The 21,097-nt window shown below is 37.3% G+C and carries 20 protein-coding genes; 18 read left to right on the forward strand and 2 right to left on the reverse strand.

Translation table 11 applies throughout. The features are described from left to right. On the forward strand, positions 1-1,596 hold the full coding sequence (locus tag N0O92_RS18310) for a Na/Pi cotransporter family protein (protein WP_315616113.1): 1,596 nt from the start codon (positions 1-3) through the stop codon (positions 1,594-1,596). 124 nt (positions 1,597-1,720) lie between these two features. Here the strand turns inward: N0O92_RS18310 and N0O92_RS18315 are convergent, their stop codons facing one another. Continuing rightward, on the reverse strand, positions 1,721-1,999 hold the full coding sequence (locus N0O92_RS18315; RefSeq protein WP_315616114.1) for a thiamine-binding protein: 279 nt from the start codon (positions 1,997-1,999) through the stop codon (positions 1,721-1,723). 369 nt (positions 2,000-2,368) lie between these two features. Here N0O92_RS18315 and N0O92_RS18320 point away from each other — a divergent pair, with 369 nt between their 5' ends. After that, positions 2,369-3,922, forward strand: a complete 1,554-nt coding sequence (locus tag N0O92_RS18320; RefSeq protein WP_315616115.1) for a glycoside hydrolase family 43 protein — start codon at positions 2,369-2,371, stop codon at positions 3,920-3,922. 930 nt (positions 3,923-4,852) lie between these two features. On the opposite strand, the gene N0O92_RS18325 is transcribed toward N0O92_RS18320, so the two are convergent. Further along, positions 4,853-5,821, reverse strand: a complete 969-nt coding sequence (locus tag N0O92_RS18325; RefSeq protein ID WP_315616116.1) for a bile acid:sodium symporter family protein — start codon at positions 5,819-5,821, stop codon at positions 4,853-4,855. A gap of 316 nt (positions 5,822-6,137) precedes the next feature. On the opposite strand from N0O92_RS18325, the gene N0O92_RS18330 reads away from it, so the two are divergent. The 16 genes from N0O92_RS18330 to N0O92_RS18405 all read left to right on the forward strand — a co-directional run bounded on the left by N0O92_RS18330 (position 6,138) and on the right by N0O92_RS18405 (position 21,030). Next, positions 6,138-7,589: a UDP-N-acetylmuramoyl-L-alanyl-D-glutamate--2,6-diaminopimelate ligase gene (locus tag N0O92_RS18330; protein WP_315616117.1), complete on the forward strand. Its 1,452-nt coding sequence runs from the start codon at positions 6,138-6,140 to the stop codon at positions 7,587-7,589. A gap of 316 nt (positions 7,590-7,905) precedes the next feature. Beyond that, positions 7,906-9,270, forward strand: coding sequence for a xanthine/uracil/vitamin C permease (locus tag N0O92_RS18335; RefSeq protein ID WP_315616118.1), 1,365 nt, complete (start codon positions 7,906-7,908; stop codon positions 9,268-9,270). Between the two features lie 416 nt (positions 9,271-9,686). Continuing rightward, positions 9,687-9,947 carry a metal-sensitive transcriptional regulator gene (locus N0O92_RS18340; RefSeq protein ID WP_315616119.1) on the forward strand — a complete coding sequence of 87 codons (261 nt, stop codon included), beginning with the start codon at positions 9,687-9,689 and terminating at the stop codon, positions 9,945-9,947. 228 nt (positions 9,948-10,175) lie between these two features. After that, the gene (locus tag N0O92_RS18345; protein ID WP_315616120.1) at positions 10,176-10,655 is read left to right on the forward strand and encodes a DsrE/DsrF/DrsH-like family protein; all 480 of its coding nucleotides are present in this window, start codon (positions 10,176-10,178) and stop codon (positions 10,653-10,655) included. Between the two features lie 18 nt (positions 10,656-10,673). Then, positions 10,674-11,036, forward strand: a complete 363-nt coding sequence (locus N0O92_RS18350) for a rhodanese-like domain-containing protein (RefSeq protein WP_315616121.1) — start codon at positions 10,674-10,676, stop codon at positions 11,034-11,036. 19 nt (positions 11,037-11,055) lie between these two features. After that, on the forward strand, positions 11,056-11,340 hold the full coding sequence (locus tag N0O92_RS18355) for a rhodanese-like domain-containing protein (protein WP_315616122.1): 285 nt from the start codon (positions 11,056-11,058) through the stop codon (positions 11,338-11,340). A 55-nt stretch (positions 11,341-11,395) separates the two neighbouring features. Then, the gene (locus N0O92_RS18360) at positions 11,396-11,968 is read left to right on the forward strand and encodes a sulfurtransferase TusA family protein (RefSeq protein WP_315616123.1); all 573 of its coding nucleotides are present in this window, start codon (positions 11,396-11,398) and stop codon (positions 11,966-11,968) included. A gap of 79 nt (positions 11,969-12,047) precedes the next feature. Continuing rightward, complete coding sequence (locus N0O92_RS18365; protein WP_315616124.1) at positions 12,048-13,175, forward strand: MBL fold metallo-hydrolase; 1,128 nt, start codon at positions 12,048-12,050, stop codon at positions 13,173-13,175. Between the two features lie 39 nt (positions 13,176-13,214). Further along, positions 13,215-13,445: a sulfurtransferase TusA family protein gene (locus N0O92_RS18370; RefSeq protein WP_315616125.1), complete on the forward strand. Its 231-nt coding sequence runs from the start codon at positions 13,215-13,217 to the stop codon at positions 13,443-13,445. A 227-nt stretch (positions 13,446-13,672) separates the two neighbouring features. After that, positions 13,673-14,449, forward strand: coding sequence for a sulfite exporter TauE/SafE family protein (locus tag N0O92_RS18375; protein WP_315616126.1), 777 nt, complete (start codon positions 13,673-13,675; stop codon positions 14,447-14,449). Between the two features lie 164 nt (positions 14,450-14,613). After that, positions 14,614-15,033, forward strand: a complete 420-nt coding sequence (locus N0O92_RS18380) for a hypothetical protein (RefSeq protein WP_315616174.1) — start codon at positions 14,614-14,616, stop codon at positions 15,031-15,033. 451 nt (positions 15,034-15,484) lie between these two features. Next, on the forward strand, positions 15,485-16,159 hold the full coding sequence (locus tag N0O92_RS18385; protein WP_315616127.1) for a CAP domain-containing protein: 675 nt from the start codon (positions 15,485-15,487) through the stop codon (positions 16,157-16,159). Between the two features lie 188 nt (positions 16,160-16,347). Further along, the gene (locus N0O92_RS18390) at positions 16,348-17,766 is read left to right on the forward strand and encodes a phospholipase D-like domain-containing protein (protein WP_315616128.1); all 1,419 of its coding nucleotides are present in this window, start codon (positions 16,348-16,350) and stop codon (positions 17,764-17,766) included. 74 nt (positions 17,767-17,840) lie between these two features. Further along, positions 17,841-18,401 carry a sugar O-acetyltransferase gene (locus N0O92_RS18395; protein WP_315616129.1) on the forward strand — a complete coding sequence of 187 codons (561 nt, stop codon included), beginning with the start codon at positions 17,841-17,843 and terminating at the stop codon, positions 18,399-18,401. A 483-nt stretch (positions 18,402-18,884) separates the two neighbouring features. Further along, positions 18,885-19,451 carry a uridine kinase family protein gene (locus tag N0O92_RS18400; RefSeq protein WP_315616175.1) on the forward strand — a complete coding sequence of 189 codons (567 nt, stop codon included), beginning with the start codon at positions 18,885-18,887 and terminating at the stop codon, positions 19,449-19,451. A gap of 379 nt (positions 19,452-19,830) precedes the next feature. Beyond that, complete coding sequence (locus tag N0O92_RS18405) at positions 19,831-21,030, forward strand: GTP-binding protein (RefSeq protein ID WP_315616130.1); 1,200 nt, start codon at positions 19,831-19,833, stop codon at positions 21,028-21,030. Positions 21,031-21,097 lie beyond the last annotated feature (67 nt).

Consider the following 21,097-nt stretch of genomic DNA (forward strand, 5'->3'; position numbering starts at 1 on the left):
ATGGGGTGGATCACCGAATTAGTTATGGGGGTGTTAGGTGGCATAGGTGTTTTTTTATATGGAATGTATGTTGCGAGTGAAGGATTAAAAAAATCAGCATCACAAAGGTTGAAGTTCTTTTTGAGCAAAGTGACGAAAAACCAATTGTACGGCTCATTTGCAGGAATTGTGCTTGCTGCTGTTCTTCAATCTTCTAGTGCAGCAACTGTGATGATTGTTGGGTTTGTGAATGCGGGACTCATTACATTGCGGCGGGCGATGGGCATTATGCTCGGTTCCGCTATTGGTACGACGATCACGGTTCAACTCATTGCCTTTAAAATTACCGATTATGCTCTAGTATTTATCGCTTTTGGAGTATTTCTCTTTTTTATTTCCTCGCACAATGTAAAGGTAATAGGAAGTATTATATTAGGATTTGGCTTTGTGTTTTTTGGTATGGGGATGATTACGGATGCAATGCAGCCAATTCAAGAGAATCCTGAATTTGCTCATCTTTTCTTCTATTTAACAGATAACCTCGTTGTGACGGTTTTTGTTGCTTTGATTTTTACAGCCATCATTCAAAATAGTGCAGCAACGATTGCCATTGCAATGACATTAGCAGCCTCTGGTTCACTTACCATTGAAGCAGCAATTGCGATTGTTTATGGAGCCAATATAGGAACCGTTGTGACAGCTCTTATTTCAAGCATTAATGCCTCAAAAGATGCGCAACGTACTGCAGTTGCTCATGCCATTTTTAAGATAATTGGAGTTTTGTTTTTTCTACCATTTACCCAGTTGTTTGTTTATTTATTAGAACTTTCAGGTGGAGATATCGAAAGGCAAATTGCGAATGCGCATACGATTTTTAACATCGTGAATTTGGTTTTGTTGTTGCCATTTTGTAATAAATTTGCTGATTGGATGGTTTTACTTCTTCCTGAAAAGAAAAAAGCGCCGAAATTTGTGAAATATATAGAGAAAGACAGTCTTGAAAATCCGACCGTGGCCCTTGTCCAAACCAAAAAAGAACTAGGCCATATGGCTAGATTAATAGATGTACAAATGCTTAAAAATCTAGAATTTTTGATAAAAGAGGCTAATTCAGCTAGTCGCCAAGCTGTCATTACTTGTGAAAAGGCCATAGATGATTTATATAGACATGTGTACCATCACCTTCAAAACATTACGAAAAAAGACCTTTCAGACGACGAGTCGACGGAGAGTTTGAAATATCTTTATATTAATAACGATTTAGAAGGAATTTCTGATTCGTTTCAGCAAATTGCGATAACGACTACGAAATTAGACGAAGTTAGCTTGACGGACTGGGAAATTGACGGAATTTCTCAGTTATACAATGAAGTAGTAGAGAGTTATCAGACAGTTATGGAAGCATTTGATGAGAATGATGAGAAAAAGGCTATGGAAGTTATGAATCGAAATCCTATGATTCAAAGGCTCGAAAAAAATCTACGGTTTGATCATTTTCAACATAGTCAAAATGAAAGCAGCCGGGTTAGTTCCATTTATGTTGATATTATGAATGAATTGCTACGTGTAAATCACCATATCGCGAATATTTCATATACCATAATTGGTATGGTGTAGATGTCTAGAAACCAGCCGCGATTTCAGGTGTGGCTGTGCCAGTATCTAGTAGCAGTCGTTCTTAGATAGAAAAGAGATAGGCCTTTGGTAAAGTCCTATCTCTTTCTATTGAGTATTCTTTTGTTTAATACACTTTGTCTTCGATCTCAATTCCGCTCGGTTTATAATGAAGTTTAATATTGGTTATACACTCTGAAGCACCAGCCTCTGTTCCGACATGTTGTGCTTTTTTTATAATCTCCAATACTTCATTAAGGTCTCCCTCGATCACCGTCTCCATTGGTCCAATATAAAATTCAAGACCAGATTCTTTCACTAAATTAAGGACTTCGGGAATGACACCATCGGTATGCATATCTTTTCCGTTCGGCAAAATTTGAAACCCAGCTGTAACTGTAGACATAGTAGAACCAGTCCTTTCTAAAATTGTTTTGGATTAGTTGCTTCGCAGTCTTTAGAGAATAGTAATGTTATCGCGAAAAGGTTCCATGGACCTATGTGTAGTTAGTAAGCCAACTGTAGCACCAACTACTACTTCGGTAACTGTACGAAGAACACACTTTTATGACGGTTCAAATGAATCAACTCTTTTGTGTGTCTATTCATTGGATACCCAGATTGAAAGTGAGTAAACATAATTTAATAGGGAGAGGGAACGCGGAAGGGAGAATGCTGATGTGGCACTTGCAATACATCTCCAACCTTACCCGTTTTACATACGTTATGTTATGCTAGTGTAAAGTAAAATAAATGAACGTTGGGAGTGTGAGAATTGAAGTATTTAAATCCTGTTATACCGGGCTTTTATCCAGATCCAAGTGTGGTAAAAGTGGGTGAAAGCGATTTTTACTTAGTAACGAGCTCATTTGAATATTTTCCCGGAATCCCCATTTTTCATAGTAAAGACCTGTTGCATTGGGAACAAATTGGTAGTGTGTTAACGAGAGAAAGTCAATTTAATTTAGAAGTTTCTAGAAGTTCAGGTGGTGTATTTGCCCCGACGATCCGCTATCAAGATGGACTTTTTTATGTCATTGTCACAGATGTTACAGGGATAGGGAATTTCTTTGTGACAGCAGAAGAACCAACCGGACCCTGGTCGGACCCTATTAGTATTCCTTATGGAAACATTGACCCTTCTTTAATGTTTGATGAGGATGGAACCGTTTACGTCAGCATTCAGAATGGCGAGGGGAAAGAATCTCATATTATTCAATACGAGATAGATTGTAAGACAGGAGAGGCTTTAACTGATCCGGTTGTGATCTTTGAAGGGGACGGTGGGCAGTGGACAGAAGCACCTCATTTATACAAAATAAATGGAATGTACTATCTCCTTTGTGCTTGTGGAGGGACGGGGGAGGATCATCGAGCCATTATAGCTAGAAGTGCCAAACCTTACGGACCTTATGAACTCTTAGAATGCCCAATCTTAACACATAACAAGTTGCCTGAACATCCGATTCAAAATATTGGACATGCGGATTTTGTTGAGGATGTAAACAATCAGTGGTGGGCGGTCTTTTTAGGGACAAGACCCGTTCATCAAAGGTATACAATATTAGGAAGAGAGACATTCTTAGCTCCTGTCAACTGGACAGAAGATGGATGGCCTGTTATTGATCAAAATGAAGGTCATGTCAGCGAGATTATGAATTCAAAGCGTTTACTTGAAGGTTCGAATATGAAAGAACACGTTGTAAACTTCGATGATTTTAATGAAGATATGTTGGCGAAATCATGGTTCCATTTACGAAAGAAGAAGGATGAAAGCTATTCATTGATCGAGCGAAAAGGGTGGCTCCGGTTATTTGGAACGGCTGATCATTTACATACTGAAAATGGTGTTCCGACGTTACTGTGTAAGCCACAACAGCATGTGAGAATGGAATTTAGTAGCATGCTAGGTTTTAGCCCTGCTCAGGATGGCGAAGAAGCCGGTTTGGTAGCTAGGTTGCATGAAGATGCCCATTATGAAATCGGTGTGAAACGAATCAATGGGGAAACAATCATATTTGCTTCTGTAACCATTCAAGGAGAGACAAAAGAAATAGGCAGAAACTCTTTCCATTCTTCCAATATCCATTTACGTATTCGCTCAGATGAGGAACAATACTATTTTGATTTTGCTCAAACAGAGGATGAATGGAAAACTCTTGGAACTTCACCAATTAAGTATTTATCCAAAGAAGAAAATGGCGGTTACGGAAAAGTGTTTACAGGTGTTTGCTTAGGTTTATATGCAACGGGAAATGGGAAAGAGAGCCTAAGTCCTGCATACTTTGATTGGGTGAATTATACTGGGATCACCTCATTAATCAACTAGCTGTTTTTAGGGCATGGACTCCCAATGTCGGTGAGATGGCAGAAAGGAAATGAAGTATCCGATATGTATTATTAAACGGGGAGATTTCTCGGCAATTTAGATATTGTCCATATTAAAAACGAACTAGACTTAAAAGAGTTTAGTTCGTTTTTAGTTAAAACATTCTTATATAAAAAAAAGAGCTTTTAATCGAGTTTTTTGAGAGTTTTATTATTTTGTACGTTGTTTAAGCAATGAGTACAACAGCCCATTTCTCCGTCAAACTTAAACCAAATTTTGCAGGATATACAACGTTTATGAAGCACATTGTTAATAAGAAGATCATATCCGTATGGTGTGATTTTCTTTACAATTTTCATAACTGCCTCCTACTAATAAGGTACATGATATGGGCAATATATGAAAGGACGACCCTTTTAGTGCATGGTTTTAATGATATACTTTAAAAAAAATTAAGAACAGGATAATTGAGCTAAAAATGTTGAGAACTTTTTTTCACTGTTTCATGATATTGATCAAACATAAGGCTTTGATAATGTTTGATGAGATCTCGAAATTCTCTATCAGTTAAAATGGATCCGTTTTTTTCGTTTCCAACAAATATTTCCGGTACAATAACGATACTGGGCTTCAACTGGTTTTTCCTTTCCTGAGTTAAGGTATTTTCCATTCTTTCCACCACCGTAATTTTTTCTTTGGTAAACACTTTTTCGTGTATACTAAAGTCTATTCAGACATTAACCTAAGTGTAAGGGGCAAATGTCCCGTTCCGAATTTTTTTCATTAAATTTTCTTTACAGAAGTTCCTATGATTTTTATGGTGTTCGAATCAATCTAATTCCTCCATCTCTATAAAACAATGAATCATATAGAATAGTAATAAAAAAGATAAAAAACGAAGCGAAGAGGTTTTCTCATCGCTTCGTTTTTTTATAGAGAAGGTGTCTTGGTGTCCATGTCAACTTTTGTCCTTTTACTATCAATCCATCCCCAGAAGGTAACGAGAAGCGGTCCTGAAATATTGTGCCAAACTGAGAAAAGCGCACTTGGTAACGCAGCTAAAGGTGAGAAATGCACAGTTGCAAGAGACGCACCAAGCCCCGAGTTCTGCATACCAACTTCAATGGAGATCGCTCTTCGTTTCGCTTCATCTAACCCAACAAGTTTTGCCGTAATATATCCTAGAGCTAACCCAACTGAGTTATGAAGCATGACGGCAGCAAAAAGCAATAACCCAGTCGTAGCAATGTTCTCCTTATTTCCGCCAACTACAGCTGAAACAATAGCTAGAATCGCAACGATTGAGATTAAAGGAAGAACAGTCACACTTTTATCAACAAAATTAGGTAATAATCTTCTTAAAATAATGCCTAATGCAATAGGTATGATAATCACTTTCACAATCGAAACAAACATGGCGCCCGCATCAACAGGTAACCATTGGTCAGCTAAAATAAACAAAATAAATGGAGTAAGGATAGGTGCTAGTAATGTTGAAATAGAAGTCATCGCGACTGAAACGGGCACATCTCCTTTAGCCAAATATACCATCACGTTGGATGCTGTTCCGCCTGGACAAGCACCTACTAACACAAGACCAGCTGCGAGTTCAGGAGGTAAATTTAAAGCGATGGCTATACCGAACGCAACAAGTGGCATAATCACAAATTGTGCTATAACCCCAATCACTACCGGAACAGGCTTCTTAAGAACAACTCCAAAATCAGATAATTTTAATGTTAGGCCCATACCAAACATGATGATCCCTAGTAATAACGTAATATGTGGTGCAATCCATGTGAAGGTAGTTGGTGACACAAAAGCAATCATACTGATAAAAATAACAATTACCGCAAAGTATTTACTTGCAAACTTGCTAAATAGATGCAGAACATTCAAATCTCATTCCCCCATACATTCTTTTTTAAAGAAAATTGTAACACTTTAAAGGAGAGAAATATAGGGAAAAATGGTAGAAAATTAGAAAAAACAAAAAGGGTACTGTTGTGAAGAAGTCTAACACTAGACAGATCTTTCCAACACGATGTGATAAGGTTTACACAAGATAGCACGCTCCTATGTTAATCGATTAAATTTCACATACCAAAATAAGTAGTTGTTTTAAATGAATTATTTTCGAGTAGCCGTCTCGATATTTGTACACACTAATATAACATAAACCTATCAAACGACTATTTATCGAGGGTAAAAATTTATGAACAAAACGTTAAGTGATTTACTGAAATCCTTAGACATACAAGGTGACAAGAACGTTGAAATTACGGGAATTCAACTTGATTCAAGAAAAGTAAAAGATGGAAACCTATTTGTTGCGGTTTCTGGATATGAATCAGATGGTCATACATTTATCCAATCAGCCATTGATAATGGAGCTGTTGCTATTATAGGGGAGAAGAATCTCAAGGAGAGGTTGTCGGTTCCCTATTTCCAAGTACATGATTCAAGAGAAGCATTATCAGTATTGGCCAATTTCTTCTACGACATGCCTCATACCAAACATAAAATGATCGGCATTACAGGGACAAACGGAAAAACGACAACCTCGTATATGTTACACCATATATTGAAACATAATGGTAAAACGGCTGCTAGGTTAGGAACGGTAGAATATGTGATAAATGGAGACATGAGAGAATCAAACTTAACTACCCCAGATACTGTTTTATTACAAGAAATGCTTCATGAAAGTGAAGATGAATATGTGGTTATGGAAGTTTCATCACACGGTTTAGACCAGTATCGCGTGCACGGTCCAATGTTTGATTATGCGCTTTTTACGAATTTGAGTCACGAACATCTAGATTATCACAAAGACCTAGAAAATTATTATGGAACGAAGAAAAGGTTATTTCAATGTTTAAAGAATGAAGGCAAAGGAATTGTTGGGACATATGGTTCATGGGGAGAGAGATTATATGAAGAATTAGCGGAAGAATTCATTCCTTCCATTTCCTTTGGTCAGTCAAAAGAGGTAGAATCGATTTTTTTAAAATCATTTCAAACTCTACCTAATGTAACGGTTGTCATTGATGACAATGGAGATGAATATGTGATCAAAATGAAAATTCAAGGTGAACACAATGTTTATAATGCGATAGGAAGTTATATATGTGCAAGAGAGATAGGACTTTCTCCTACAGATGTAGTAGAGGCATTAGAAACATTTGAGGGTGTGCCAGGGCGATTTGAAACAGTAAAGTTACTAAATGGCTCTAAGGCGTTCATTGATTATGCTCACACACCAGATGGACTTCAGTACGCATTAAAAACGGCGAAAGAATGCACAGATCGATATCTTTATCATATCTTTGGTTTTAGAGCGAAAAGAGATGGTTCTAAAAGAGAAACAATGGTTGAAATCAGTCAAAGCCATAGTGACTATGTATTCCTAACATTAGATGACTTGAATGGAACGGAAAAAGAAGATATGGTGGCAGAGTTAAGAGAACTAAGCAAGCCATATCCAAATATCGTTGTGATAGATGATAGAACTGAGGCCATTGCTCATGTTTTATCTCTATTGAAAAAAGGGGATGGCTTAATTATTACAGGAAAAGGGCCGGAGAATTATAGGGAAGAGTACCGTTATCAAACACGTAACGATCGAGAAACAATCTTGAAATGTATGGAAGGGAATGCGAGATAGGGTTTTTAGTCAAAGGGCGTAACTCGTGTTTATAGATTTACTATATCTCTACTCAAAAAACAACCATTTTCTTACGAGGTCACGGAGCTTTTTTCTGTGGCCTTTTTCTTACCTGGTTTTTTTTTGAGTAGTTTCTTTTCCGACATTATGCAGGAAAAAAACATCTTTTATCCTGCATGCTATATGTTTTTTTATTCAGATGTAAAAACTATAATGGTACCATAAAAGGATTTTGAAAGCGTTTTACAAAGATGGAGTTTTAATGGCTAGAGTAATTGGGTTATTTATTCTTATCAGAAGCTTATAGGAGGTACTTATGTCATCCAACGACAATAAAGATCGTAATGAATTACCATATTGGCCAATGGGTCCTTTTAAATTACGACTACCTTTTTTTCATTATCGACTTGAAAAACCAGAAATTATCCAAGGGTTTGTTTTATTTTCGATCGGTTTAAGCATTATCCCACTTTTACAAAATCAGGTTGGCATGTCTTATGAAGCAGCACTAGCTATTGTCATTGTTATGCACATCACGATGATTATGCAAACAGCTCTAGGCTCGCCTTTTGTTCCAGGACTAATCACGCCATTAATTCCACTAATTGTGTTATTTCTTGCTGATTTCGAGCCAGGGCCAGAAGCAATACAAGCTTTAGTTGCCGTGCAACTCTTAGTAGCATTTATTTTTTTATTGCTGGGCATTACGGGCTTAGGCAAAATATTAGTAAAGAAACTATCACAATCATTAAAGGCAGGTATTTTAATTGGTGCTGGTTTAGCAGCATTTATTGGGGAATTTGAGCCTGGTGGTAGAGTGGCCGAAACACCCATTTCTTTAATAATCGGTGGAGCGATCTGTTTATTCATTATGTTTTCTCCCACTTTTAAAACACTTTATCAAAAGAGTTCTATTGCAAGGTTTATTGCGAACTTTGGAATTATGCCTGCTATATTGGTAGCCATTGCTATAGGCTGGTTAGTAAAGGAATATCCTACCCCTTCGGTGGAATGGGGGATTACGACTCCAAACTTTGTTGAGTTGTGGAATTATACTCCTTTTGTTATTGGCTTTCCTAGTTTAGATGTGTTTGTACTTGCACTCCCCATTGCGATTTTGGGTTACATTATTGCCTACGGAGATATTATCGTTGGAACAACTTTAATCGAGCGAGCAGAAAAGTATAGAAAAGATGAAGTTATTGATAATAATGTTACGACGCTTCATTTTATTACGTTTATCAGAAATTTAATGCATGCACTTATTGCCCCACACCCTGGTTTAGCTGGACCAATTTTTACGGCAGGAACAGCTTCTATTGTTGAACGGTATACGTATGGTAAGAAGGCAATGCAATCCATCTTTTCTGGTACGAATACGTTAGTTCTTTCATTATTTGTTTCTTGCTTTGTACTGCCTCTTGTCTCGTTCTTTCAACCGTTTTTACCTATCGCTCTATCCATTACATTAATTTTAACAGGGTATTTATGTATAACATTAGGAATGGAGCAGGTGACGACGAATGTGGCCCGTGGGGTTGCGATTATCATGGCAGTTGTCTTAGCTGTATACGGAGCAGCTCATGCGCTGGTTGTCGGACTAGTTCTCTACTTTGTTATTGAAAAAGGTTGGTTTGCAACGACAAAAGAGCACGAGAAAGATGAAAAGAAAGCTAGTTAACACATTAGCTGTAGTACTATTATATTTGCCTTTTGGGAACGATAGTGAAATGCTTATTTACGAAAATGGTCTTCATGGAATATAGTAAGAGCCTGTTTTGATGAATTTATTTCTCAGAACAGGCTCTTTCCAGTTTAAAGGGACTATTCCAACAAATCAAATTATTTGAAAGAATTTCAGCGGAAGCAGCAGTAACAGGTGACTACAGTAGAACCTTTTTTATAGTAATGGAGGAGACATCTAAACGAACAAAGTTGCTGTTGTAAGAGCCAATAGGTGCTGTGGTAAAAAATGTATGAACAACCTAAACTCCCTTTCAAAAAATAAGCTTGACTATATACCCTTGTGGGTATATAGTGTGAATAGAAACATCATCTATTTCATTGGTTTAGGATGTAGCAAAAGGAGGGAGATTCATGGAGTACAATGACAAAATGAAAAATAGAGTGAAACGTGTAGAAGGACAAGTTAAAGCCATTCTTAGAATGATGGAAGAGGGGAAGGACTGCAGGGATCTTGTTGTTCAAATGTCAGCTGCACGAAATGCATTGGACCGAACAATTGGTCTAGTCGTAAGTACTAACTTAGAGCATTGTGTCCGCGAACAAATAGAAAAAGGTGAAAACACAGAAGCGCTTATTCAGGAAGCTGTAAATTTATTAGTGAAAAGCAGATAAAAAACATTGATTGACAGAGGTGAATGATGTCAATTACAATACCCCTATAGGTTTATGGGGGTGTGAGAAAACGAATTAGAATGCTATTGACAAATTTTTTTACTCTTTTATAATACCTTTAGAGGTATATGTATAAAAAATTTAGATTAGAAAAGGGTAAGTTATTTATTTTTTTTGGAGAAACAATACCTATACAGGTATATGTAAAAACAAAGGAGTGGACAAAACATGACAGCAAAGAAAAAAACGACAATTATTTTATTTAGTGGGGATTATGACAAAGCGATGGCTGCTTTTATTATCGCAAATGGAGCTGCCGCCTATGATCATGAAGTAACGATCTTCTCAACATTTTGGGGACTAAACGCCTTCAGAAAAGATCAACATGTATCAGTTAAAAAAGGATTCTTAGAAAAAATGTTTGCGAAAATGATGCCACGAGGCGTTGATAATATGGGGCTTTCCAATATGAATTTTGCAGGAATGGGACCGAAAATGATTAAGCATGTTATGAAAAAACACAATGCCATGCCATTACCTGATCTAGTTGAAATGGCGCAAGAGCAAGGCGTGAAACTAGTTGCTTGTACAATGACAATGGATCTATTAGGACTACAAAAAGAAGAGTTGATTGATGGCTTAGAGTACGCTGGTGTAGCTGCATATTTAGCTGATGCAGAAGAAGGAAATGTAAACTTATTTATTTAACCCAAGGGGGTATTTGGATTGGATTTAGTCATAAATATCTTATTTGTTCTTATAGTAGCATTCTTTTTAATCAATAAGTTATTGCCTGTTAAAGGTGTAAGACAAATTTCAACGAGTGATCTAAAAAAAGAATTAAAGAGAAAAGATGTTCAATTTATTGATGTTAGAACACCAGGTGAATTTTCTAGAAACAACATTAACACGTTCAAAAATATCCCACTCCATGACCTTTCTCAAAAAGCAAGCCAGTTATCAAAAGAAAAAGAGGTTGTTGTTATTTGCCAGAGTGGAATACGCAGTAATAAGACAACAAAATTATTAAGAAAAATGGGTTTTCAAAAAATCACAAACGTAAAAGGCGGTATGAGCGCTTGGAACTAACGTTAGGAGGAGATTCGTTATGAAAGAAATCACACCAAAAGAAGTAGAACGTCACGTTAATCCAAACATTATCGATGTTCGTGAAACGGATGAGGTAGCAGCGGGGCACATACCTGGGAGTGTAAATATTCCACTTGGATTACTAGAGTTTCGTCTACATGAACTAGACAAAACGAAAGAATATATTATGGTTTGTCGCTCTGGTGCTAGAAGTGGAAGAGCCACTGAGTTTTTGTCAGATCATGGGTTTCATGCTACTAATATGGTTGGAGGCATTATGAACTGGGAAGGGAACGTTCAGTAAATTTTTTTGAAGTTCATTATACCTGTATGGGTATCTATTTTGAGGAGGATTATTAATGGAAACGATAAAATTTGATCAACAAGTAGATGCAAAAGGATTAGCATGTCCGATGCCAATCGTTCGTACAAAAAAAGCGATGAATGATCTTGAACCAGGAAAAGTATTAGAAGTTCAAGCAACAGATAAAGGGTCAACTGCTGATATGAAAGCATGGGCACAGAGTACTGGACATCAATATCTAGGAACGGTTGAAGAGGGAGAAGTGCTAAAACATTATCTTCGTAAGGCGACTGGCGAAGAGAAAGAAGAGAAGAAACACCCACATGTTGTAAACAACGAGGAACTTCAAGCGAAATTAGTTAACAATGAAGATATCTTAGTGTTAGATGTACGTGAATCAGCTGAATATGCTTTCCAACATATTCCTGGTTCGAAATCGATCCCACTTGATGAACTTGAGAATCGTTTAAGTGAGGTAAGCACAGATCAGAAAATCTATGTTGTATGTCGTACTGGAAGCCGTAGTGATCTAGCCGCACAAAAGTTAACAAAAGCAGGATTTAAAAAAGTGATGAATGTCGTACCTGGCATGAGTGAATGGGGTCATCCTACAGATAGTGTGAATTAAAACTCGCTAAGAATGCGGATCTAACGTTAACCTGTTTATAAAATTTTTTAAACACTACTATACTATTGGGGGTATAAAGATGTCAGTAAAAGCAATGAACTCAAAAGAAGTAGCGAGAAAAGTAATCGAAAAGAAAGAGCTATTTATTCTAGATGTTCGTAATGAAGGGGATTTCGCTGATTGGAAAATTGAAGGAGAAAACTTTGATTACTTTAATATTCCTTACTTTGAACTATTAGATGGCGTAGAAGAAATCATGGATAAAATTCCAGCAGATAAAGAAGTAATCGTTGTGTGTGCGAAAGAAGGTTCTTCCATCATGGTAGCTGAAATGATATCAGATGAAGGAGTAGACGTTTCTTACCTTGAAGGTGGAATGAAGGCTTGGAGTGAGTATCTAGAACCAGTAAAAGTAGGCGACTTGAAAGATGGCGGTCAGTTGTATCAATTTGTCCGTCTAGGTAAAGGATGCCTGTCCTATATGGTTGTCTCAAATGGGGAAGCTGCCATTATCGATGCAACACGTATGGCCGATGTGTATGTAAATTTTGCGAATGATATCGGAGCGAACATTACACATGTATTTGATACACATTTGCACGCTGACCATATCTCAGGTGGAAGAAAAATTGCGGAAGCAACAGGTGCAACGTACTGGTTGCCTCCCAAGGATGCGGGTGAAGTGTTGTTTGAATATGCAGCACTTGAAGGCGGAAATAACGTAGTGATTGGAAATTCAACGATTAACATTCATGCATTATACTCACCTGGGCACACAATTGGGTCAACTTCCTTTGTGATCGATGAAAAATATCTATTATCTGGAGATATTTTATTCATCGATTCAATTGGAAGACCCGACCTAGCAGGTCTTGCAGAAGATTGGGTAGGAGATTTACGAGAGTCACTTTATAAGCGTTATAGAGAACTATCCGAAGAGTTAGTGGTTTTGCCAGCACACTTTATGATCATTGATGAGTTAAATGTAGATGGAAGTGTTGCCGAGAAGCTAGGCACACTATTCGCCGAAAATCATGGACTAAATATTGAAGATGAAAATGAGTTTCGATCACTTGTAACAGAAAACTTACCGCCACAACCAAACTCATACCAAGAAATTCGTGAAACCAATATGGGGAAAATCATGCCAGATGAAGATAAGCAACGTGAAATGGAAATTGGGCCAAACCGTTGTGCGGTTAGATAACCAGTATTAAAAAAACAAAAAATTAATGGAGGTATTATGATGAATTCAGATAAAGTATTAGACGCAAAAGGATTAGCTTGTCCAATGCCAATTGTAAGAACAAAGAAAGCGATGATGGAACTCGAGTCAGGTCAAGTGCTAGAAATCCATGCAACGGATAAAGGAGCAAAAAATGACCTAGCAGCATGGGCAAAGTCTAGTGGTCATGAGTTAGTATCTGATATAGAAGCAGATGGTGTATTTACATTCTGGATTAAAAAAGGCTATTAGATACGGAACTGGTTTGGGAGAGGACATTGAAAAGGTTGGTTTTTACCTTTTTAATGTCCTTAAGCAATGTGCGAAGCTATTGCCGTGTTTATAGCCATCTATGAGTGGATTTCTCATACCACATGCTCAACATGTTGAGCCATTGTTACTCAATCAGAGCTTCAAAAAGGTTGGTTTTTACCTTTTTGAAGGCAACGTTCTTTTCCTTTAAAAGGAGGTAGTTGTTAATGGATTTTGCTTTTATTATTACAATCTTTTTAATCGGTTTCATAGGGTCCTATATTTCAGGAATGTTAGGAATTGGCGGATCAATTATTAAATATCCGATGTTGTTATATATTCCGCCATTGGTTGGCTTAGCTGCTTTTAGTGCTCATGAGGTTTCAGGTATTAGTGCCATTCAAGTGTTCTTTGCGACAATGGGGGGAGTCTGGGCTTATCGCAAAGGTGGATACTTAAATAAAACCTTAATTATTTATATGGGTTCAGCTATTCTCATTGGTAGCTTTGTTGGTGGGTATGGATCAAAACTCATGTCAGAGGATGGAATGAACCTCGTTTACGGTATATTAGCGTTACTAGCAGCCGTGATGATGTTTATTCCAAAAAGGGGACTGGATGATGTTCCACTTGATCAAGTAACTTTTAATAAATGGGTAGCGACTTCCTTTGCATTCATTGTAGGAGTGGGGTCTGGAATTGTCGGTGCAGCAGGGGCATTTTTATTAGTCCCCATCATGCTTGTGATATTGAAAATTCCAACACGTATGACCATTGCTACTTCCTTAGCTGTTACGTTCATTTCATCTATTGGAGCAGCTGTTGGAAAAATCACAACAGGACAAATTGATTATTTTCCAGCCTTTATAATGATTGTGGCGAGTTTACTAGCCTCTCCACTAGGTGCAATAGCAGGGAAGAAGATGAATGCAAAGATTTTGCAAGTGGTATTAGCTGTATTGATTGCTGCAACAGCAGTGAAAATCTGGATAGACATCTTATAATACCAAGCCACTGAAAAGGTAAATAATTAAACACCTTATAACGATAAAGGTTAGGTAAATACACATTTTTACCGTACAAGTTGATGTCCAGTGATGAATGCATATGATGGTGTATGCCTAAAAGAAAAGGAGTGTTACCTGTGTACTTCAATCATCATATGCAAATGTTGGCTCACCATCCATATGATATGAATGTGTTTTATCCAATCCAAAATCAACAACTAGATTATGATGAAAGATTTTTCGGTCCAATGTTTCCACCTTTAGGAGGGGGACCTGGTTTCCCGGTTCCACCATCACCACCACCTACTGGTCAAGGGCAAGAGGCTGGACCACCGACTACACCACCACCAGCTTTTGTTCCCGCTCAAACACAACAAGTAGAAGCATTTGCTGTCGATCCAGGTAGTATTAGAAGATGCTTATTTAGATTTACGTACGTGTGGTTAAGAAATCGTCAGCAATTTTGGTTCTATCCAACATTTATTGGTAGAAGGTCTATTTCGGGATTTAGGTGGACTGGGTCTAGATGGGTCTATTTCGGAATTAGTCTACAAGAAATTCAATCGTTTACTTGTGTATAATGATAGATTCTTACAATATTTCTATTCAATTTTAAATGGTAGGCAAGGATCCCCTAAATCTCTAACTTTGATAAGAAGAGTGAAAAGGGGATCCTTGTTTTTTGATTCATTAAATGAGATCCGTCCTTCTTATGCTTTTTCTTTTTCGAACAGCCTAGGCTCCTGGGAGAGTAAGAAGGTTGGTGCTTTTTTACAAGTTTGTTACCAACTGTGGTGGAATCTATAACATTCGCGAGTATCGATGAAAATTGGAAATGCTCATTTGAAAGAAAGGAACTGTACATAAGCTGGTCATTGCAGTTATATCAACTGTTTTGTTATAAAAGGTCGAGGGTAAATCATGAATTTTGCATTTCCTTTTACTCTAGTTTTTACCAATGAGATTGAAAGTTGTACATGTTACATTTTAAGAGAAGGTACATCAACAAAACATTCCTTAGGAGGAAAAAAGATGAAAAAATTATTGGTTACAGCTTCTCTTGCTACAGCCTTACTTGCTACTAATTTTAGCGGACAGGTTGATGCAAGTGAGCACGTTCAAGTTAAAACGATTCATGTAAATGAATTCAATCAAGAAACATTAGACTGGTATAAAGAAATCTATGAATCATACGTACGCCAGTTTAAGCAACTACAACAGAATCCAAACAACGTAGAACAAGAAAAGTCTTTTGAAGAAGTACAACCTGAAGTTCATAATGAAAGGGAAGTAATAAATCCTTCAGTTGAAGAAGTACAGAAAGAAGTAACACAGGAAGAGCAGCAAATGGTTGATCTCGTCAATCAAGAAAGAGCTCAACGTGGATTAGCTCCTTTACAAATTAACGAACAACTAACCGAAGTAGCTAGAGTAAAAGCCCAAGATATGATCGATCATCAATATTTCTCGCATCAATCGCCAACTTACGGTTCTCCTTTTGATATGCTAACTCAATTTGATGTAAGCTATCGCACAGCTGGAGAAAACTTAGCTGGGAATCAGACGGTTGAAGCAGCACATCAAGCATTAATGAACTCTGACGGTCATAGAGCTAATATCCTAAATGCAGACTATGGGGAAGTAGGAATTGGGATTATCGAAGGTGGTCCATACGGAAAAATGTTTGTTCAATTATTTAAAGATTAAGAGTTCTTAAGGTAATTGAAAAGAGAAGCTCTCACACTTAGTGTTGCCACAGATATCTGTTAAAAAAACAGATATCTGTTTTTTTGTGCCTTGATTGCGTGAAAGGCTCATTTATTAACAAGGGACAAGCAGTTGATCATAGTTTGATAAGAGGAGGGAACTGAAAGGAAGGGGGGAGGGAAGTGAAGATGTTAGTACTCAAGTACGTTGTAGCTTTATTTGGTCTTTATTTTCTATACGCGTTCGTCACTGGAGTTCTCCTATTTATGTCTCAACCTATTGCCGAACATAATGGCTCCGAGAACCTAATGATGGAAGGAGAGAATAAAGGTCATTCCCAAGATAGAGTGGTACTAGTCGAGGAACGAGAGGAAGCTGGTATTGCGCGTTTGAACCTTATTGAAAATGCCCAGTCTTCGCTTGATATCGCTTATCATACGCTACACGAAGGGATAGCCAGTGATCTTTTCTTTGCAAGTATAATAGATGCAGCAGATCGAGGAGTACAAGTTCGATTCATCCTTGATGGAGTTCTGCACAATTTAAGAGGGAATAATAAAGCTGTTATATTTGCATTTGCCTCTCACCCAAATATTGAACTGAAGTTTTATGAGCCTTTTCATGCTCTTCAACCTTGGACATGGAACAATCGGCTTCACGATAAATTGCTAATTGTTGACAACGAACTTGCTATGATTGGTGGAAGAAATATAGGGGATTCTTATTTTGCACGACCAGGGTATGAGGGGGCAAAAAATGACCGAGATGTTGTCATTATAAATACAGAACCTGAAAATCAAGACACTAGTGTGTTAATTGAAATGAAAAAGTACTTTAATCTCGTTTGGCATCATCCCTATACAAAAGATTCAGCGACTCATGTATCTGAAAGACAAAGGCAAAAGGGCCTACAGAGAATGCAAGAACTTGAAAGGACAAAAGATCAACATGTTGATCTTTTTAACCGTAACATAGATTGGGTAGCTATTTCTGTGCCAACGAATAGAATCACGTTTCTGCATAACCCTATTGAGCGACTTAACAAAGAACCGATCGTTTGGAGGAAGATTCAATTTTTGATAGATCAGGCAGAAGAATCGATCTATATACAAAGTCCCTATATCATCCCAACAAAAAAGATGATAGATGAAAGTACAATGAGAGGGATTTCGGCAAAGGAGATCACCATATTAACCAATTCACTTGCTGCCACACCTAATGTGTTAGCTTATTCGGGATATATGCACCATCGAGTACAGATTGCTAGGTCTAATGTCGATTTGTATGAATTTCAGGGACCTAAGGAGTCCCTGCATACAAAAACATATTTATTCGATAAGAGGTATAGTGTAATTGGGTCATTTAACATTGATTCAAGAAGTGCTTATCTTAGTACTGAATCCGTCGTGGTCATTGATAGTACAGAGTTTGCAGAGCAGGTAGAGAAAAAAATGAACATGTACCTTAATCAAGAAAGCCTGTTGGTGTTAGACGATGGTTCTTATCAATATCATCCATGGATAGAAGAAAAAAAGCCCTCTTGTTTCAAGAGAGGATTAACGAAAGCATTGTCTTTTGTTACGCGGTATTTTCAGTACATGTTGTGAGCATGCGTATGAAAACAATCATTCAAATGTTATCATTACAGTAGAGATTAATTAAATGAAATAGGGGACGAGTAATGAGAACTGAAAAGGAAAAAATGTTAGCTGGAGAAATGTACAACCCTGCTGATCCAGTATTGATAAGGGATCGTGAGGAAGCAAGAAGAAAAGTGAGAATCTATAATCAAACAGTAGAAACAGAAGGAGAAAAACGAACTCAATTATTAAAGGAATTACTTGGTTCAACCGGACAAAACGTATATATGGAGCCAAATATCAGATTTGACTATGGCTATAATACTTATGTAGGAGAAAACTTCTTTGCGAACTTTGATTGTACGATTCTAGATGTGTGCGAAGTGCGATTTGGAGATAATTGTATGCTCGCACCTGGAGTACAAATCTATACGGCCACACATCCCTTAAACCCAATAGAACGTAATTCAGGTAAGGAGTACGCAAAACCAATTACGTTTGGAAACAATGTCTGGATTGGTGGAAGTGCCGTTATCAATCCAGGAGTCACAATAGGAGACAATGTTGTGATTGCATCAGGTGCAGTTGTTACTAAAGATGTACCAGCGAATGTAGTAGTGGGCGGCAATCCAGCCAAGATCATAAAAAAGATTGAGATCTAAGCTAATTCCTAAAGTGCGTGGGAGCTATTCTTCAGTTGGAGAACGATCTAGGAGTCAATGAAGGACAAAGCCGTGCAGAAAAGTAGAAGAAATGTCCTTCATAAAGGTAATGAAGGACAAAGCCGTGCAGAAATCTAGAGGAAATGTCCTTCATAAAGGTAATGAAGGACAAAGCCGTGCAGAAATCTAGAGGAAATGTCCTTCATAAAGGCAATGAAGGACAAAGCATTGCAGAAAAGTAGAAGAAATGTCCTTCAAAAAAATTATCTATTAATATAAAGAGTAGCAATCCTTAAAAACTGGGATTGCTCTTTTTTCTTGAGTTGAATTCTATATTGAATTAATTGTGTAAACACCCTTTATTGGTTTCTAAAAAAGGTGTAACAGAATTAAATATAGAACTAAAACATAACAAACTTAAAGTTGGTGATATCAGTGTTTTCTAATAACAAAAAAAGTCAATATGACAATGTTAAACAGTTCATTAAGTCTATTCATTCAATTCCCAAAAAGCAATCAACCTTGTTAATTGGTATAGATGGTTGTGGGGGTTCGGGCAAAAGTACATTAGCAGATAAACTAATATCGGAATGTTCTAATGTAACAGTTGTTCATATGGATGATTTTTATTTACCATCCTCGCAGCTTGTAAATACACAGCCAGAGAAAAAATCAGTTGGGGCAGATTTTGATTGGATACGTTTATTAAACCATGTTCTAGAACCAATTAGTCAAGACAAAGAGGGGCATTATCAGCGATATGACTGGGAGACGGATAAACTATCTGAATGGCATATTGTTCCCGTTGGCGGGATTGTAATAGTTGAGGGTGTTTATTCCATTCGCAATGAATTAGTAAGTAAATATGATTTCACTATTTGGGTGAATTGTCCACGAGAAGTCAGGCTTTCACGAGGTCTTGAAAGAGATGGTGAAGAGGCTCGTGAAATGTGGGAACATAATTGGATGATTTCAGAAGACCTTTATGTAGAAAAACATAAACCTTTTGAACGAGCGGACCTCATTGTTAACGGGTTTGCTAATTGCTGATTTAGGAAATTTCATTGTTGCTAAATTGAGAAAAACAAATGAGAATTGGCCTGTATTGTTGCTTTCATTTAAGCGATGATACAGGCTTTAGCGTTTTCGTATATTACCCACTGAACATAGCTTAAATTTGATTATCTCGCATGTTTACGTTAAAATATAAATCGTAATGATTACGATTATTAAAAATCTAGAGGTTTGAAAAAAACAAGGAAAGGTTGATGTGTCTGTCATTAAGTGTAATGGAACATGAAACAAGAATCACGGAAACAAGTCAATTGTAAAATCATAATCGTAAGCGATACTCGTACAACAGACAAGGATAAAAGTGGATGTCGATTCGAGAATGTTTAGAAAAAATAGGGGCATGTAGGAGGTATTTATGAAAAAAACCATTCCCGTAACTGTACTAAGTGGCTACCTTGGTTCTGGTAAAACAACATTACTCAATCATATTTTGAAAAACCGTGAAGGGCTCAAAGTGGCTGTCATTGTAAACGACATGAGTGAGGTAAACATTGACGCGGAACTAGTTAAACAAGGTGGGGAATTATCTAGAACCGAAGAAAAATTAGTCGAGATGTCAAATGGATGTATTTGTTGCACGCTTAGAGAAGATTTGCTAATTGAAGTTGAAAAATTAGCTCTGGCAGGAAATATTGATTATATTGTAATTGAATCAACAGGTATTAGTGAACCCACTCCCGTAGCCCAAACATTTTCATATATAGATGAGGAGTTAAATATTGATTTAACAAAATTTTGCCGCTTGGACACGATGGCAACTGTAGTGGACGCGAATCGTTTTTGGCACGACTTTCGTTCAGGAGATAGTTTGCTAGATCGAAAGGAATCATTAGGGGAGGAAGATAAAAGAGAGATAGCCGACTTACTTATTGATCAAATCGAATTTTGTGATGTGCTAATCATAAATAAATGTGATCTTGTATCAGAAGACGAATTACAAAAATTAGAACAAGTACTTAGGACATTGCAACCAAAAGCAAAATTGATTCGAACAATACATGCAAAGGTGGATCCAAAAGAAATTTTAAATACACATTTATTTAATTTTGAAGAAGCGAGTAACTCAGCCGGATGGATTCGTGAGTTAACCGAAGGCCATGAACAACATACACCTGAGACAGAAGAGTATGGGATTTCCTCTTTTGTGTACATGAGAAGAGAACCATTTCACTCCGTACGTTTTCAAAATTGGGTTCATTCAATGCCTGGTACTATTGTCAGGGCGAAAGGCATTGCATGGTGTTCAACAAGAAATAACCTAGCGCTATTACTGTCACAAGCAGGTCCTTCGGTTACAATTGAACCTGTTTCTTACTGGGTTGCAAGTCTTCCGGCTGCTGAGCAAAAGAAAATACTAAAGGATAACCCTCATTTACTTGAAGAGTGGGATGTAGAATTTGGTGATAGGCATACCAAACTGGTATTCATAGGAACTGAGCTAGACAAAGATGAAATTACAAGGGAATTAGACGATTGTTTGTTAACGGATACTGAATTCACAACAGATTGGAAATCACTAGAGGATCCGTTTGAGTGGAATTTGCAAAAGGCATAAGAGGAAGTAGGGATTACATTATACGGAAAGGGACTCGATGCGACGAGTTCTTTTTTTTACCAAAACA

This window comes from Alkalihalobacillus sp. MEB130 (assembly GCF_032335535.1).
Lineage (GTDB): Bacteria > Bacillota > Bacilli > Bacillales > Bacillaceae_D > Halalkalibacter.